At 62.2% G+C, this 16,742-nt stretch carries 16 protein-coding genes; 6 read left to right on the top strand and 10 right to left on the bottom strand.

The genetic code is table 11. The annotated features are described in order from the left end of the window. Positions 1-243 precede the first annotated feature (243 nt). From ASD52_RS11580 to ASD52_RS11565, 4 genes are all read right to left on the bottom strand, one after another. Entirely contained in the window at positions 244-1,203 is a 960-nt protein-coding gene (locus ASD52_RS11580) for a substrate-binding domain-containing protein (RefSeq protein ID WP_057224431.1), read from the bottom strand. Between the two features lie 72 nt (positions 1,204-1,275). Next, complete coding sequence (locus ASD52_RS11575; protein ID WP_025429471.1) at positions 1,276-2,280, bottom strand: ABC transporter permease; 1,005 nt, start codon at positions 2,278-2,280, stop codon at positions 1,276-1,278. Between the two features lie 15 nt (positions 2,281-2,295). Further along, positions 2,296-3,819, bottom strand: a complete 1,524-nt coding sequence (locus tag ASD52_RS11570; protein WP_057224429.1) for a sugar ABC transporter ATP-binding protein — start codon at positions 3,817-3,819, stop codon at positions 2,296-2,298. Between the two features lie 360 nt (positions 3,820-4,179). Continuing rightward, a complete protein-coding gene (locus ASD52_RS11565) occupies positions 4,180-4,548 on the bottom strand; it encodes a hypothetical protein (RefSeq protein WP_057224427.1) in 369 nt (122 codons plus the stop codon). 371 nt (positions 4,549-4,919) lie between these two features. On the opposite strand from ASD52_RS11565, the gene ASD52_RS11560 reads away from it, so the two are divergent. After that, on the top strand, positions 4,920-6,302 hold the full coding sequence (locus ASD52_RS11560) for a nucleobase:cation symporter-2 family protein (RefSeq protein ID WP_057224424.1): 1,383 nt from the start codon (positions 4,920-4,922) through the stop codon (positions 6,300-6,302). A 71-nt stretch (positions 6,303-6,373) separates the two neighbouring features. Here ASD52_RS11560 and ASD52_RS39295 read toward each other — a convergent pair whose 3' ends face one another. The 5 genes from ASD52_RS39295 to ASD52_RS11540 all read right to left on the bottom strand — a co-directional run bounded on the left by ASD52_RS39295 (position 6,374) and on the right by ASD52_RS11540 (position 10,535). Continuing rightward, positions 6,374-6,532: a hypothetical protein gene (locus ASD52_RS39295; RefSeq protein ID WP_164474920.1), complete on the bottom strand. Its 159-nt coding sequence runs from the start codon at positions 6,530-6,532 to the stop codon at positions 6,374-6,376. A gap of 82 nt (positions 6,533-6,614) precedes the next feature. Next, entirely contained in the window at positions 6,615-7,031 is a 417-nt protein-coding gene (locus tag ASD52_RS11555; protein WP_057224423.1) for an organic hydroperoxide resistance protein, read from the bottom strand. Between the two features lie 272 nt (positions 7,032-7,303). Further along, complete coding sequence (locus tag ASD52_RS11550; protein ID WP_057224421.1) at positions 7,304-8,626, bottom strand: HAMP domain-containing sensor histidine kinase; 1,323 nt, start codon at positions 8,624-8,626, stop codon at positions 7,304-7,306. Next, the gene (locus tag ASD52_RS11545; protein ID WP_057207589.1) at positions 8,623-9,363 is read right to left on the bottom strand and encodes a response regulator; all 741 of its coding nucleotides are present in this window, start codon (positions 9,361-9,363) and stop codon (positions 8,623-8,625) included. The genes ASD52_RS11550 and ASD52_RS11545 overlap by 4 nt, the downstream gene beginning before the upstream one ends. Before the next feature lie 119 nt (positions 9,364-9,482). Then, complete coding sequence (locus ASD52_RS11540) at positions 9,483-10,535, bottom strand: alpha/beta hydrolase (protein ID WP_057207590.1); 1,053 nt, start codon at positions 10,533-10,535, stop codon at positions 9,483-9,485. Between the two features lie 356 nt (positions 10,536-10,891). Here ASD52_RS11540 and ASD52_RS11535 point away from each other — a divergent pair, with 356 nt between their 5' ends. From ASD52_RS11535 to ASD52_RS11515, 5 genes are all read left to right on the top strand, one after another. Further along, on the top strand, positions 10,892-12,667 hold the full coding sequence (locus ASD52_RS11535) for a cytochrome c biogenesis protein DipZ (protein WP_057224419.1): 1,776 nt from the start codon (positions 10,892-10,894) through the stop codon (positions 12,665-12,667). 58 nt (positions 12,668-12,725) lie between these two features. Continuing rightward, entirely contained in the window at positions 12,726-13,481 is a 756-nt protein-coding gene (locus ASD52_RS11530; protein ID WP_057224417.1) for an alpha/beta hydrolase, read from the top strand. Between the two features lie 155 nt (positions 13,482-13,636). Beyond that, the gene (locus tag ASD52_RS11525; RefSeq protein ID WP_057224415.1) at positions 13,637-14,341 is read left to right on the top strand and encodes a DUF899 family protein; all 705 of its coding nucleotides are present in this window, start codon (positions 13,637-13,639) and stop codon (positions 14,339-14,341) included. Positions 14,342-14,510: 169 nt separating this feature from the next. Continuing rightward, a complete protein-coding gene (locus tag ASD52_RS11520) occupies positions 14,511-15,371 on the top strand; it encodes an AraC family transcriptional regulator (RefSeq protein WP_057224413.1) in 861 nt (286 codons plus the stop codon). After that, the gene (locus ASD52_RS11515; RefSeq protein WP_057224411.1) at positions 15,368-15,805 is read left to right on the top strand and encodes a DUF1801 domain-containing protein; all 438 of its coding nucleotides are present in this window, start codon (positions 15,368-15,370) and stop codon (positions 15,803-15,805) included. The genes ASD52_RS11520 and ASD52_RS11515 overlap by 4 nt, the downstream gene beginning before the upstream one ends. Before the next feature lie 124 nt (positions 15,806-15,929). On the opposite strand, the gene ASD52_RS11510 is transcribed toward ASD52_RS11515, so the two are convergent. Further along, positions 15,930-16,727: a M55 family metallopeptidase gene (locus tag ASD52_RS11510; RefSeq protein WP_057224409.1), complete on the bottom strand. Its 798-nt coding sequence runs from the start codon at positions 16,725-16,727 to the stop codon at positions 15,930-15,932. Between the last annotated feature and the right edge of the window lie 15 nt (positions 16,728-16,742).

The following is a 16,742-nucleotide window of genomic DNA, read 5'->3' as shown; positions in this document are numbered from 1 at the left end:
ATCGGCAGCCCACTTGGTGATCGCCGCAAACGAGTTGAACGGCGCCGCATCCCCGGCAAACTGCGCAAGAAACAGACCGGGGCCCTTAATCGTTTTCATGATTTTTCCTCGTCTAAGCTGCCGTGACCGGATCGATGTCACGCTGAAGAGGCGCCGGACACAGGGTTGGCCAAGCGCGATTGTGACCTGAAAAATGAGTGCGAAAGGAAAAGGCGCGCCCGACCGATGGGCGCGCCTGGCTTATCAGAACGGAGAATCCGGGAAGTAGAACTGCTCGGCATTGTCCTTGGTCACCAGCGTGGCGTCGAGGATGTATTCGCCGCTGACCGGGACCTGGTCGTAGAACTTGGCAGCGGTCAGCTGCATTGCGGTTGCGACCATCGCCGGCGGATAGAGCACGTCGACCGGAACCATCTTGTCGCCGTCCATGACCTTCTTGATCATGTCCTTCGAGCCGGCACCGGCAACGATGTACTGGATATCGGTGCGCTTGGCCTGGCCGATGGCTTCGAGAACGCCCACGGCCATGTCGTCATCCTGACACCAGACCACGTCGATCTTCGGATACTTCGTCAGGTAATCCTGCATGACGCGGAAGGCGTCGTCGCGGTTCCAGTTGCCATACTGGCGGTCGAGAACCTTGACGTTGGAACCGGCGATGCCCTTGTCGAAACCGTCCTGGCGCTGCTGGTCGATCGGGATCGGCAGACCGCGGATGACGACGACTTCGGCATCCGGCGTCGTCTTCTTGATGTATTCGCCGGCGACCTGGCCGAGCGCCGGGTTGTTGCCGGCGACATAGAGATCGCGGATCGAGCTGTCGTTGACCGACGGCGCGCGGTCGACGAGCGCGACGAAGGCGCCGGAATCCTTGACCTGCTGGATGGCGTTGACGAGCGGATCGGGATCCGACGGCAGGATGACCAGCGCATCAAGCCCCTGGACCGCCAGGTCCTGCACGGCGTTTGCCTGGGTGGCTGCATCGGGCGATGTCTTGACGATGACGTTCAGGCCCGGATGCTCCTGCATCAACAGCTTGGCAACGCGTTCGGCGTGGAAGACGACGCCGGCCGTCCAGCCATGGTCGGCCGCCGGGATCGAGACGCCGATCGTCACTTTCTTGTCCTGTGCAAAGGCGCCCGGTGCAGCGCCTGCAAATGCCGCCACGGCGGCGACGGCCAGGCCGATAATTTGTTTACGCATAGTCTCCCTCCCAAGAGTTCCACGGGGCTCGATTGCAATGAAACCGGGCTCGCCCCAACGGCCCGGCCAATCTCACGTGCGGCGCATCAGCGAGCGCTGCACCAGCATGGCGATGATGATGATCGCGCCCTGGATGGCGCCGATCAGGTATTCGCTGACGAAGTTCGAAAGCAGCATGATGTTGCCGACGATCTCCAGGATGAAGGCACCGCAGACCGTGCCCCAGACACGTCCGACGCCGCCCCTCAGAGCCGTTCCGCCGACGACTACAGCGGTGATCGCCTGTAGCTCCCAGAGAATGCCCGTCGTAGCCGATGTGGAGCCGAGGCGTGGCACATAGAGCAGCACGGCGACGGCGACGCAGAGGCCCTGGATCACATAGGCGATGGTGCGAACCTTATTGACCGAGATGCCGGAGTAACGGGCCACGTCCTCGTTGGAGCCGACCGCAATGACGTGACGGCCATAACGCGTGCGATAGAGCACGAAGGCAGCAATCGCGGCCGTCACGAAGATGATGATGATTGGCACGGGAACACCGGCGACCGATCCGAAATAAACTGGCCGGTAGATCTGCTGCAGTTCGCGGTCCTGTAGGGTGATCGCGCCACCTTGCGACAGCCAGGTGGTCAACCCGCGATAGATGCCCATGGTGCCGAGCGTGGCGATGAAGGGTTCGATCCGGCCGAGGGTGGTGATGAGCCCGTTGACGAGCCCGCAGGCAGCCCCCAGCACCAGCGCCAGGATCGCGGCGCAGATCAGCATCAGCACGGGGTCGGCAATGACGCCGCTGTTGATGAACAGGATCATCAGGCTGGCGACGAAGGCGACCATCGAACCGACGGACAGATCGAGCCCGCCGGAGGAGATCACGTAGGTCGCACCCAGCGCGATGATGGCGATGAAGGCGCTGCGGGTGATGACGTTCAACAGGTTGGCGACGGAGATGAAATTCGGGTTGGCGAAATAGCCAAGGATGAGCAGCAGTGCCAGCGCGACAAAGGGGGCGATCGCCGCCATGTCCCAGTCTCGCGAGGTTCGCGGCGCCTTCTGCGTTTCGGTTGCAACATTCGTCATGATCGTCTCCCGCGCTTACGCGGCCTCCCCAGTATTGGCGCCTGTCGCAAGAACGACGATCTCGTTTTCGTTCATCTTCTCTCCCGTAACTTCGCCGACGATATGGCCCTCCCGCATGACCAGGATGCGATCGGAGATGCCGATCAGCTCCGGCATTTCCGAGGAGACGACGATGATCGACCGCCCCTCCTCTGCGAGCTTGGCGATGAATTTGTAGATCTGCTCCTTGTTGCCGATGTCGATGCCGCGCGTCGGCTCGTCGATGATGACGATCTCCGGATCGAGCATCATCATTTTGGCAAGCAGCAGCTTCTGCTGGTTGCCGCCGGACAGCTGCCCGGCAAGGATATCCTTGCGGCCGGTTCGGATGTCGAACTCGCGGATCGCCCCGTCGAGCGCGTCGGCTTCCTTCTTGCGGTCGATCTGCAGGGTTTTGACGAAGCGGGACAGCGACGCGAGCGTCAGGTTGACCCTCAGATCCTTGGTCAGCAACAGGCCCTTGCCCTTTCGGTCCTCGCTTAGATAGACCAATCCGGCCTTGAGGCTCGCCTCAACGCTGGAGAAATTCACCGCATGGCCGTGATGCCTGATCCGGCCATGGCCCGGACGAAGCCCGGCGATGCCTTCCATCAACTCGGTGCGGCCGGCGCCGACAAGCCCGGCAAAGCCGAGGATCTCGCCCTTGCGCAATTGAAAGGTGGCGTTGCGCGCAAAGCCCGGTACCGAAAAATCTTCGATCTCGAGCACGACGTCGCGCGCGGGCCCACCGTGGCGTTCGGGATAGAGTTTTGCGACATCCCGCCCGACCATCAGCCGCGCCATGTCGGCCGGCTGCAACTCGGCGGCATCGTGGGCGGCCACGACCCGGCCGTCGCGCAGCACCGTCACCCGGTCGGCGATCTCCTTCACCTCCGGCAGACGGTGCGAAATGTAGAGAACGCCGACGCCCTTGGCGCGGATATCCTTGATGACCTTGAGCAGTGCGTCCGTTTCATGCGGCGTCAGGGATGCCGTCGGCTCGTCGAAGATCACCACCCGGTGCGGCACCAGCAGCACCCGCGCGATCTGGACCAGCTGGCGCTGAGCGATCGACAGACGGCGTACGATGGCCCTCGGGTCGATATCGGCACCGAGATCACGGATCGCTCTGGCCGCACCATCGTTCATGGCCCGGTCGTCGACGGAAAGACCCTTGCGCAGTTCGCGACCGAGATAGATGTTCTGCGCCACCGTCAGATCCGGCGCGAGCAGGATTTCCTGGTGGACAAGGACGATGCCGGCTTGCTCGGCATCGACGGGGCCGGAAAAGCTCACCGGCCTTCCATCGATCGCCAGCTCGCCGCGTGTCGGCAAATGATTGCCGGCCAGGATCTTCATCAGCGTGGATTTGCCGGCACCGTTTTCGCCGATGATGGCGTGGACTTCGCCGGGCCGCACGGACACATCGATGTCGCGCAGCACCTCGACGATGCCAAACGTCTTGGAAATGCCCCTCGCCTCGAGGACGGGTGGCGCACTCTGGGATGCCGCAGCCGTCATGTGGCGACCGCAATCGTCAAGCCACGCCCCATAGGGTCGGCCGCCACGCCCCGTGCTCGGGCACGAACGCAACGAAACAATGTCATAAGAACTCCTCCGGAAGTACTGCTAACCCATTTTCTGAGGTACGTAAATCAGAATTTGTTTTTTAGCCTGTTGATTTCGAACGGCGAGGCCAAAAGCCAAAGAGAGAGCCCCGAGGCAGCGCAGCGTCAGCACGGACGATCGGTTTTAGGAAGAGAGAAGCTCAGCCGCAGCCGACCCGATACGGGGCTCCAGACAGACGGACAGGCGACATTCGCGAGTGGAGTCAAAGGGCGGCATCTGGCGCACACGCCGCATGGCCGGATACGCGTGCGCCTAGAAGCGCGAGAAGCCTTTCAGCGGTGGCATGATCATGCCACGTCCGTCACCCATGAACTGGGACACGCCTCTCGCCACCTCCTCGCTCGGATCGCCGTAGACTTCGAATTTTTCGACGGTGCAATGCGCAGACACGCTCTGAATATGCGCATCCGACATCTGCCAGTGGCGCAGGACATCGGCGGAATTTCGGTAGAGCTGGTAGCTGACCGCCCGCATTTCTGTCTCGTCGATGAACGTGCGGACCATCAATTGCGGAGCGTTCTCTTCCACGAAGTCGACCGCTGCCCGCACCGCTTCACGGAAGGGCTGCAGATGCCCGGCTTTGATCTTCATGACATTTCGAAAGAGCAATTGGTCGGTCATCATGCTTCTCCATAGCGCTGTACGGAGTGCCTTATAGAAACTCAAGCATAGTTGAGGTCAATGGGCGCGATCTGTCGACGGCAAGATCTTGCATCAGACTTGGGTCTTGCAGGGCGGGCCGGCGGCACGCCGCATGATTGCGCTGAGCACCAGCGAAACAGCTTCACGTATTTCTTGTGAATGAGAAACGTCGAATTCAGCTAGCTTTCGCCGCGCACCCAACGTTGGAGGACGGCGGGCGCCGCACCGAATGTTTCGAGACATTCGGCGATCGACAAGGGAGGAACAATGTCGAAACTTTCAGCCGACCGACGGACTTCGAAATCGCGCACGCCGAACCTGCTCGGGACCCTGACCATGGGTCGACGCACATGAACATACACAATCCCACCGCCGCGCCGACGCGGCCGACCGAACTCGTGCTCGGCCTCGACGATCGCCCCTCGCCGCCGATCGCCTTTCTTGCAGCGCTGCAGCATTTGCTGGCAATCATCGTGCCGATCGTCACGCCAGGCCTGCTGATCTGCCAGGCACTCGGTGTCTCTCTTCGCGACACGAACATGATCGTGTCGATGTCCTTGGTCATCTCGGGGATCGCAACCTTCGTTCAATGTCGCCGTTTCGGCCCGCTCGGCGCGGGCCTGCTGATCGTTCAGGGAACAAGCTTCAACTTCGTCGGCCCGTTGATTGCCGGTGGTGTGTTGATGGTGAAGCAGGGGACGCCGGTCGAAACCGTGATGGCGTGCATATTCGGCGTCGTCATCGCCGGCTCCTTCATCGAAATGGGCATTTCGCGCGTGCTGCCCTTCGTCAAGCGCCTGATTACCCCTCTCGTCACCGGCATCGTCGTCCTGATGATCGGCCTTACCTTGATCAAGGTCGGCCTGATCAGCATGGGCGGAGGTTTTGCCGCAATGTCGCAGGGCACCTTTGCCAACGGCGAAAACCTGCTGCTGTCAGGCGTCGTGCTTGGGCTTACCATTGCGCTCAACCGCATTCCGGTCGTCTGGGTCCGCAGTAGCGCCATCATGCTGGCGCTCGCCGCCGGTTATCTGCTGGCGGCATGGATGGGTCGCCTCGACTTTGCCGGCGTGCATCAGGCAGCCTGGTTCCAGGCGCCGGTGCCGTTTCATTTCGGCGTCGACTTCTCGTGGTCGCTGTTTGCGCCGATGGTGGTCATCTATCTCGTCACGTCGCTTGAGGCGATCGGCGACATCACCGCCACCAGCAAGATCTCGCGCCAGCCGATCGAAGGTCCGCTTTGGATGGAGAGGATCAAGGGCGGCGTTCTCGTCAACGGCGTGAACTCGCTGCTGGCGGGCATCTTCAACACCTTCCCAAGCTCGGTGTTTGCGCAGAACAACGGCATCATTCAATTGACCGGCGTCGCCAGCCGTCACGTCGGCATCTACATCGCCGCCGCGCTGGTCCTGCTCGGGCTGTTCCCGACGGTTGCCGGCGTCATCCAGGCCGTGCCGGAACCGGTCCTCGGCGGTGCCGTCATCGTCATGTACGGCGCGGTTGCCGCCTCCGGCATCAACATCCTCGCCGGCGTTCATCTGGACCGCCGCACGCTTCTGATCATCGCCATCTCGCTTGCCCTCGGGCTCGGCGTCTCTCAGGTTCCCGAGTTCGTCACGCATATGCCCCGGGCGCTCGCGGACGTACTGGAATCGGGCGTGGCAACCGGCGGCATCTGCGCGGTCTTCCTCAACTGGCTTCTGCCCGAGCGCCAGGAAGAAGTCATCGACTGACAACAAGGGGATCGCCACCCCAACCGGCCCCGCTCGCACGAGCGGGGCCGGTTGGGGTCACCTTCGAGAGGTCAGTGCCTGCTCGGCGCGAAATTGACGGTGGCACCCTCAATCGTGGAAGCCGCAGCAAACAGGCCTATCAAGGGCGAAGGTTCTTGCGAGCTCACATCATAGATACACGGTGCTGCAAAAACCGCCGCTCCAAGTGCGATGATGATCATCAGCTTCATTGGATCCTCCGATGGCGATGCGCAAGCATCGCCCATTCCATTTCCATGAAAGCTCGCCGCGACGCGGCGAGCTTTCATCGTTTTAGGCGACCGTCAACTCGACGTTGATGTTGCCGCGGGTCGCCTTCGAATAGGGGCAGGTCTGATGCGCCTCTTCAACTAGGGCTGTCGCCAGTTCCCGCTCGATGCCGGGCATGTTCACCTTCAGCCGCGCCTGGAGCAGATAGGCGCCGTTGGTCGATCCGAGATCAACCTCGGCAGCCACGGAGAGATCTCCAGGAAGCTTGACGTCGCGCTTTCCCGCCGCTTTACCGATGGCGCCGATGAAACAGGCCGACCATGCGGCCGCAAAGAGTTGCTCGGGATTGGTCCCGGCATGGGCGCTTCCCGGTGGCGAGAGCTTGACATCCAGCCGCCCATCATCACTGCGTGCGGCGCCGTCGCGACCGCCGCTGGTATGCGTCCTGCCGGTGTAGAGAACCTTGTCGACCTGTGTCATGGAACACTCCGTTATTGTGTCGCCCCTGGCGACTGCGTTGACGGAGAGAAATTTGACCGGCGGAGGTATCCGGCATGTTTCCGAAACAGCCGGAAATGTACCAAAGCGTAGCGGTGGTCGCTCCGGACACCTACTGCATGGCTCCTTAAATCCTATTCGATTTGAGGATAAAACATGCAGTAATTCAAAGTGCTACAGCGACCTTTGCGCGTCTGATAAGACGCGCGGCGCTGTAGAGCTACAAACCGCTTCGGCGAACTTTGACCGCGATATCAGCGGATGACGACCTCCGCCGCCAAACCGCCGCCGGCGCGATTGTAGAGCCGCACCGAGCCGCCAATGGCCCCTGCCAGTTGCTGGGCGATCGCAAGTCCGAGCCCGGTGCCGCCCGTCTCCCGATTGCGGGATTGCTCGAGCCTGAAGAACGGCTGCATGGCAGCCTCGAGCATGTCGTCCGGAATGCCCGGCCCCCGATCCAACACCGTGATGGCGACCTCGCCATTTTCCCGTCGCTCGACACTGATCTCGGCAGCGCCGGCAAATTTCAGCGCGTTGTCGATGAAGTTGGAGAGGATCCGGCGCAACGCAAGCGGCTTGACGGGTATTGTCCCGTCAACGGCACTGACGACGGCCACGGACTTTCCGGTGTCCTGATAATCATAGGCCAGGCTGTCGATAAAGGATGCGAGGTCGATGCGGGAAGTCTTCTCGACATTGCCGTGCGCACTTCGGGCGTAAGCAATACCGTCCTGAACCAGTCGTTCGATCTCGCGGAGATCCTGCACCAACTTGTCCCTTTCAGGCGTTTCATCCGCCATGTCGGCGCGAAGCCGCATGCGCGTGATCGGCGTCTGGAGATCGTGGGAAATGGCGGCAAGGATCTGCACGCGCTCTTCGAGATAGTGGGCGATCCTGTCGCGCATGGCATTGAAGGCCCGGGCGGCATGCGCGACTTCGCGTGGGCCGGTCTCGCTCAACGGCGCGGCCTTCCTGTTCGGGTCCAGCGCATCGGCGGCAGCGGCAAGGTCGCTCAAAGGGCGGATGACCTGATGCACGGCAAACCAGACGCAAAGGAGCAGAAGCGCCATCTGGGTCGCCAGCACGTAAGGCAGCCATTCGGCGATCGGCATGACGCCCCGTGGCGTCACGTCTATCGTCAGGGGCGCGCCGTCGCTGAGCGTCAGGTGGGCCTGCAATCTCTTGTCGTCACCTGGGATCGCCTCCACGTGCAGCGGAAAGCGATGCCCGGCCGCCTCCTCGATCTTGGTAGCGATCTCCGCACCACGGGTGGTGAGATCCGGCACGCCGGGAAGGCCGGGCCCCAGCACGAAACGATAGCTGCCGCGGCTGAGACGACCGAGCCAAGCCGCTCGCTCGCTCGCCGGCAGCCGATCGAGAATGGCAATCGATGTGGCAACATCGGTTTCGAGCGTGCCGAGCATGACTGCCTTCGCCGACATGTAGCGTTCGAGAAACAGGACGCTGAAAGAAAGGCCATAGGCGATCGCGAGACCCAGGAGGAGAACGAGAAAAAGCCGAGCGCGTAAGGTGCTCGGCCAATACCAACTTGCAGCCGATGTGACGCCCAAGCTCATTGCCTGGGCTCCGAGATCTCGACCGGAACGGAAAAGACGTAACCTTCGCTGCGCAGCGTCTTGATGTAGGTCGGCTCACGCGCATCGTCACCGAGCCGCTGGCGCAGACGGCTGACGAGAAGATCGATCGAGCGATCGAACAGCTCGGCGTCGCGCCCCTGGGTCAGATTGAGAAGCTGATCACGGTTGAGCACGCGCTGCGGATGATCGATGAAGACACGCAGCAGCCGGTATTCGGCACCACTCAAGGCGATCTCCGTGCCCTGCCTGTCGAGAAGGCGGCGGCCGACCGTGTCGAGCTGCCAGTCGCCGAAGGTCAGCAATTGACCCGCCTCAGTGATCTGCAGGTTCGGAGGCAGCATTCGGGTTCGGCGCAGCACCGCCTTGATGCGTGCCAAGAGCTCGCGCGCAGCAAATGGCTTGGGCAGATAGTCGTCCGCTCCCATTTCCAGGCCGATGATCCTGTCCATCTCATCGCTGCGAGCCGTCAGCATCAGGATCGGCGTCGCCTTGTGCTTGCCGGCGCGCAGCTCCCGGCAGAGGACCAGTCCGTCGTCGCCGGGCATCATCACATCGAGCACGATCAGATCGACGGTGTTGGCTTCCAGAAAGGCGCGCATCTGGCGGCCATCCGCGGCAACGGCCGTGCGCAGCCCGTTCTTCCTTAGATAGCTCGACACCAGCTCGCGAATTTCGCGATCGTCGTCGACGATCAGGATGTGATCGACGTGTTCCATATCCGACTTCCCACTCCCCTATGCACTCGGCCACAGCGCCTGATGCCTTTAGACCCAAGGCGGCTTGCGCGAGGCAGGCATCCACAAGGTCGCGCGCCCTGTTGCCGACTATCGTCGGTCTAAAAACGATCCACGTCCATAACCGCCTGTGCGAACGCCTGCGGCGCTTCCTGCGGCAGGTTATGCCCGATGCCGCCGCTGACGGTGCGATGTTCGTACTTTCCCGAAAATTTGCCGGCATAGGCGGCAGGCTGCGGATGCGGCGCGCCGTTGGCATCACCTTCCAGCGTGATGGTGGGAACCGAGATCTTCGGTCCCGCGGCAAGCCGCTTTTCGTAAGCGTCGTATTTGCGTTCGCCTTCCGCCAGGCTCAATCGCCAGCGATAATTGTCGACGACGACGGCGACATGGTCGGGATTGTCGAAGGCTTCAGCCGAACGCTCGAAGGTCGCATCATCGAATTTCCAGGTGGGCGAGGCGGTCTGCCAGATCAGCTTGGCAAAGGCGCGCCGATTCTCCTCATAGCCCAGCCGCCCGCGCTCGGTGGCGAAATAGAACTGGTACCACCAGGCAAGCTCGGCGCTGGGCGACAATGGCTTCCTGTTGATTTCCTGGCTTCCGATGAGATAGCCGCTCACAGAGACCATCGCCTTGCAGCGCTCCGGCCAAAGTGCTGCCATGATATTGACCGTGCGTGCGCCCCAGTCGCAACCGCCAAGCACCGCCTTTTCGATGCCCAGCGCATCCATCAAGGCGATCATATCCGCAGCGATCGCCGATTGCTGGCCGTTGCGCGGCGTATCCGGCGAAAGGAAGTGCGTCGTTCCGTAACCGCGCAGGTAAGGCACGATCACGCGGTAGCCGGCTTGAGCAAGCAAGGGCGCGACGTCGACATAGGTATGAATGTCATAGGGCCAGCCGTGCAGCAGCAGAACAGCCGGCCCATCGGCGGGACCTGCCTCCGCGTAGCCGACTTCGAGCACGCCGGCCCGGATCTGCTTGAGTGCGGCAAAGGAGGTGTGTGTGCCGGGCTTGATGTCAGGCAGCCGTGCGGCGGACGCTTGCCCCGACTGCGCCATCGCGGCACCCGCCATGCCAAGCTCGACCGCAGCAATGGTCATGGCAGCCACCCCGAAAAACTTGCGGCGTTCATGGTTGATTTCGTCAGACATCGGCCTCTCCTTTTTGAACCCAAGCACAATGGGAGAAAGACGGGCCGCTTGTATCCTGCGTGTGTCGCGCCCGCCCGATCTTGAATACCAATGTAGCGCCGACCCGCCCGGATACAGTCTGATACAAAGACGCCTTGCGACCAGCCAACTCGATCCGCCGGCGCGTGTCTGATGGCTGATCATCGGCAGCCGATTTGTATCGCTCTGTAGCAGGCCGGGCTACGCCTACATCCCGGTACATTTTCATACCTGAGCGGACACATGCGGGATACGTCGCAAAGACCAGATGCGTATCCGTTGCTGGTCAAGGCACATCGCCGTCCAGAGCCCGATCAATCGGTTCAAAGGAAACGATGATGACGCTTCTCATCATAGCCTATCTCGGAGGCGCGCTGACGATCTTCAGTCCGTGCATCCTGCCTATCCTGCCTTTCGTTTTCGCACGCGCCGAACAGTCCTTCCTCCGAAGCACGCTGCCGATGCTTGCCGGCATGGCCATCACCTTTGCGCTTGTCGCCACCCTGGCAGCCATCGGCGGCAGCTGGGCCATCCATGCCAACGAATATGGCCGCATTGCCGCGATTGCCTTGCTTGCGGCGTTTGGCGCAAGCCTGCTGTCACCGCGGATCGCCAGCGCGCTTTCACAGCCCGTCGTCGATTTCGGCAACCGCCTGATGAGGGCCACCGGCCATGGGCGCGCGACGCCCGATGTGGCCGGTTCGTTTGTTCTCGGCATCGCGACCGGCCTGCTCTGGGCCCCTTGCGCCGGGCCCATCCTTGGTCTGGTCCTGACCGGCGCGGCACTGCAGGGTGCCAATCTTGCGACGACATTCCTGCTGCTTGCCTATGCTGCCGGTGCGGCCACCTCGCTTGCCACAGCCATGTTTGTCGGCGGAAAGGTTTTCGCCGCCATGAAGCGGTCGCTGGGGATCAGCGAGCGCATTCGCCAGGTCCTGGGTGCCGCGGTGCTCGCCGGCGTTGCGGCAATCGCGCTCGGCCTCGATACCGGCTTGCTGGCCCAGCTTTCCTACGCCAGCACGGCATCCCTGGAACAGACCGTGCTCGAAAAGCTCGATACCAAAGCCGCTGGCGGACCATTCTCCGCGGCTGCCGACAAGGGCGTGGACGTCGCATCGGCCGATACGACCCGCCCCTTTCAAAGCGACCTGCCCGTCGAAGGCGCTGCACCATCGCTTGATGGAGCGGTGGAGTGGCTGAACTCGCCGCCGCTCACCGCGGAAGCCTTGCGGGGGAAGGTGGTGCTCGTCGATTTCTGGACCTATTCCTGTATCAACTGCATTCGCACCGTCCCCTATGTCCGCGCGTGGGCGGAAAAATACCGGGATCAAGGCCTCGTCGTCATCGGCGTGCATGCGCCTGAATTCGCCTTCGAGAAGAAGATCGACAATGTCCGCAAGGCGGTCAGCGATTTCAACATCGGCTATCCCGTCGCCATCGACAACGACTACCGCATCTGGCGCGCCTTCGAGAACAGCTACTGGCCGGCCCATTACCTGATCGATGCCAAGGGGCAGATCCGCTACCATCATTTCGGCGAGGGCAATTACCCGCAGACGGAGAAGGCCATCCAGGACCTGCTCAGAGAAGCCGGTAGCGACATGGCGGCGAGCAGGCCGGTAGTGCCCGAGACCAAGGGCGCTGAACTCGGCGCCGACCTCAACAATATCCGCTCGAGCGAAACCTATCTCGGATACCAGCGCGCTTCGAACTTCGCCTCCAACGAGAGCCTGAGCGCCGATGCGGCGCGCAAATACACGGTCGCCGAACCGGGTCTCAACGAATGGGGCCTCACCGGCACCTGGACCGTCGGCCCGGAACAGGCAACGCTCGACGAGCCGGGAGGCGGCATCGCCTCGCGTTTCAGCGCCCGCGACCTGCATCTCGTTCTTGGGCCGGGAGCGGCCGGAAAGCCGGTCCGCTTTCAGGTGACCATCGACGGCAAGGCGCCGGGCAAGGACCACGGCGCCGATATCGACGCCAATGGAAACGGCACGGTCACGGCAACAAGGCTTTATCAGCTGGTGCGCCAGGCAGGCGACGTCTCGGCGCGCAACTTCAGCATCCGGTTCTTTGACCCAGGCGTTCAGGCCTACGCCTTCACCTTCGGCTGAGACCTCGAGACATGTTCAAACCTGCCAATCGCCATCAACCCGACAAGGAGTGAAATCCATGAACCGTCATCTTTCCACCCTCGCGCTCGCCCTCTTCACCAGCGCGATTGCCTTTGCGGCCCAGGCAGCCGAGGTCAAGAATATCGTCATCGTTCACGGCGCACTGGCCGATGGCTCCGGCTGGCGCCAGGCAACGGAAATTCTCGAGAAGCGGGGCTATGGCGTGACGATCGTTCAACAGCCCATCACGTCGCTGGCGGATGACGTTGCCGCCACCGACCGCGTGCTCGATCTGCAGGATGGTCCGACCTTGCTCGTCGGGCACAGCTATGGCGGCATCGTCATCACCGAAGCCGGCAACCGTGCCGACGTCGCAGGCCTCGTCTATGTCGCCGCCTTCCAGCCCGACAAGGGCGAAAGTCTGCTCGCCCTTGCCAGCTCCAAACCGGCGGGCGGCATGAACATCAGGGAGACCAAGGACGGAAAATACCTCTATCTCGACCCGAGCGCCTTCGCCGCCGATTTCGCTGCTGACCTTCCGAAGGACGAAGCGGCATTCCTTGCAAAATCTCAGGTCTTTGCCGCCAAGGCGGCGTTTTCGTCCAAGGTCGGCGATCCGGCCTGGCGAACCAAGAAGAGCTGGTCGATCGTGGCGACGCAGGATCGCGCGATCAATCCCGATCTCGAGCGCGACATGGCCAAGCGGGCAAACAGCGAGGTGACGGAGATCAAGGCGAGCCATGCCGTCTTTGCCTCTCAGCCGGAGATGGTTGCTGATGTCATCGAAAAGGCAGCCAAACAGCTCGGCCAGTAAGTCGATGCACGGCAACTGACGTGCAAACATCTGACTGCCGCGTTTATCGCAGCTGGTCCGGGCGTTGCAGCGCCCGGCCGAGCATTCCTTCACTCGTTCGGGAACCTGGACGGCTCGAAGCCGTTAGTTGGGATCGATAAAACGAGGGCAAGGACATGAGCTTCGATCAACTCGTTCCGGCGCCGGATCTCGCAGCCAAGGGCAAATCGCCCTTTCCCGGCGAAACGGCTGAGTACAGAAAGGCGCGGCAGGCTTTGCTGCGCGAAGAAATCGAGTTCCGGCGGCAGATGACGCGGCTGGTCGAGCAGCGGCGGTTGCTGCCGGATGGGCCGGTGATTGAAAAGAATTATCGCTTCAAGGATGCCAACGGCAACGACATCGGCCTGCTCGACCTCTTCGGCGACAAACAGACGCTCGTCGCCTATTTCTGGATGTACGGGCCGCAGCGCGCGCGCCCCTGCCCGATGTGCACGAACTGGCTCGGCGCGGTGAACGGCAACGCCGCCGATATCAAGCAGCGGGTGGCGCTGAAGATCTTCGGCCGCAGCTCCGTCGAGCGCCAGCTGGCGTTTGCCCAGGAGCGTGGCTGGCGAGACCTCGATTTCGTCCAGACGGTCGGCGACGACTATGCTCGGGATCTCGGCCTCATCAATGCGGACGGAAGCGAAAATCCGGCGCTTGGCGTCTTCAAACGTAAAGGCAACGCCGTCAGGCTCTTCTGGGCAAGCGAGATGACGACGGAGATGGCCGACCCCGGCCAAGATCCGAGAGAGGCGCCGGACATCGCCTCGCTCTGGTCGATCCTGGATCTGACGCCGGAGGGCCGCGGCACGGACTGGTATCCGAAGCTCAGCTACTGACGATCATCGTCACGGCGGCAATGGATGTCGTGGACGGGCCGCGAAGCTGGCGGGACGCATTTGGGCGACAAATAGTGGCGGTTGCGTCGGCAAGATCTTCAAATCCGCAAGATTTGCCGGTCCACTTCGTGCAAATCTTCTCGTTGTTTGGAGAGCCGTGAGGACAGCGATGCGCAAGGCACTGACACAGGCGAGCTACAACGCACGGATGAACAGGGTCATCGACCATGTCTATGCTCATCTGGAAGAGGACATTTCCTTCGACGAACTGGCCGACGTCGCCTGCCTCTCCTCCTATCACTGGAGCCGGATCTACTCGGCCATGCGCGGCGAGACCATAGCGTCGACCATTCGCAGACTCCGGCTGCAGCGCGCTGCCGACCGGCTGGCCAATTCCGATCTTGAGGTCAGGATCGTCGCCGATCGCGCTGGGTATGCCTCGGTCGACACATTTGGGCGGGCTTTCAAGGATGCTTTTAGCATGACGCCCGCCGCCTATCGGGAAAATGGTCCGCACGACGCCTTCAGGGCGGCCAATGCCGCAGGCGACACGAACGGATTCCCGGTGAGCGTCGTCACCCTGCCCGAGCGACGGTGTGCGTCGATCGCCCACCGGGGCTCCTACATGGAAATCGACCGTGCGATGGCGCGGCTCTTTACCGAACTCGCGGCCCGTGGGGCATTGCCGGACCGACCGGAGATGATCGGGGTATTCTTCGACGACCCCGACCTCGGGTCTGAGCAGGACTTGCGCTCTCGCGCCAGCATGCCGATTGCCGGTCCAATCACCTTCGACCTGCCGTTGACCGAAACGGTCCTGCGTGGGGGCCCCTACGCTAGACTGAGTTACACCGGTCCCTATGCGGCAATGCGCGGTGCCTATCGCTGGTTCCTCGGCGTGTGGCTGCCCGGATCCGGGCATGAGCCCGACGATGCGCCGGTCTTCGAAGACTATCTCAACGATCCGCGCCTGGTGCCCCAGAGCGAATTGCGAACCGACATTCATCTGCCGCTGAAAAGCACGCCATGACGACCCCACCCGTTCCATCCGCCGTCGCCGAGGTGCTTGCGCAACACGCCGCAGCGATACGAGCGCGCCTTCTGCAGGTTCGCGACCTCATCTATATGGTTGCAGCCGAGACCGAAGGCGTGGGGCCGCTGACGGAAACGCTGAAATGGGGAGAGCCGGCCTATCTTACGCAGGCAAGCAAAAACGGAACGACCATCCGTCTCGGCGTCGCCGAATCGGCGCCGGAACGATGTGCCGTATTCTTCAACTGCAGGACGACGCTCGTCGAAACCTTCCGCATTCACTTTGCCGATGATTTCACCTTCGAGGGCAATCGCGCCCTCCTCATCCCCACCACAGGGGATTTGCCGAAAGGACCGCTGGCGCTGTGCCTGCGGGCAGCATTGACCTATCACCGACGCGCGACGATCTTGCCCACGACATTGACGAGCTGACGAGCCCGCGAGTGCTTCAGTTGGCTGGCAGCCGACGATAATCGTGAACGAGGTCCCGACGCCCTTGCCGGCGGAGGCTCGGCGAGCCGCGACGCAACGTCTGGCCCACTGCAAATCGCCTCGCTCACACGATAAAGCGGATGGCGCGCTGGATTTCGAAGAAGTCCTTGGCCTCGAAGCGCAGCGTGCGGGCGGCGACATGTTCAACACCGGGATACCAGCTGCCGCGATAGGCCTCGATCGGGGTCGTGTATTCGACAACAAGCTCGAAGCGGTCGGCGAGCTTCGGCAGGCAGCCCTTGAGATCACCCGACAGCGCTTTCTCCACGCCCTCGCGAATGGCGGCAACCGAGGCCTTTGGCGTCAGCGATCTGGTCGCCGGGCCGAAACCTTCGCTGGTGGCAACGGTGCCGATGCCGGAAACAATCGCCCTGGCCTCAGCGCACATGCCGGCGTCGCCGGAGAGAAACGCCGACGGAACGCCGTAGCGTGCGGCGCAAAATGCGTTCAGCGTGAATTCTGACGCCACGTCGCCATTGATCAAAAGCCGCGACACCGTGCCGGTCAGCGTATGGGCGAGCGGATTGGTGTCGGTGCCGGCCTTGTTGTGATAGCCAGTGTAGAGGGCTGCCGAAAAACTCTTGTCGATGCCGAACATCATCAGATCTGGATGACCGCTCCAACCCCTGACGATGCTGACATAGGCCGGCAGCTTCGACAGGATCAGATTGCGCGCGGTCGAATGCGCATCCTTGACTACCACCTCCTTGGCACCGGCCGCCTTCGCCCCTTCGCAGGCCGCCACCAGCTCGTCGGTCATGTATTCGCGGAATTCCTCGTATTCCGGATGCCCCTTCTTGGCCTCGTCCCAGGCGGTGATCCCCGCCGTGCCCTCGATATCTGCGCTGATGAAAACCTTCATGATCGCTCCCTCATG

This window comes from Ensifer sp. Root142 (assembly GCF_001426785.1).
Taxonomy (GTDB): Bacteria; Pseudomonadota; Alphaproteobacteria; order Rhizobiales; family Rhizobiaceae; genus Ensifer; species Ensifer canadensis.
The sequence above is the reverse complement of the archived record's forward strand: the minus strand, read 5'-3'. Positions and strand labels throughout refer to the sequence as shown.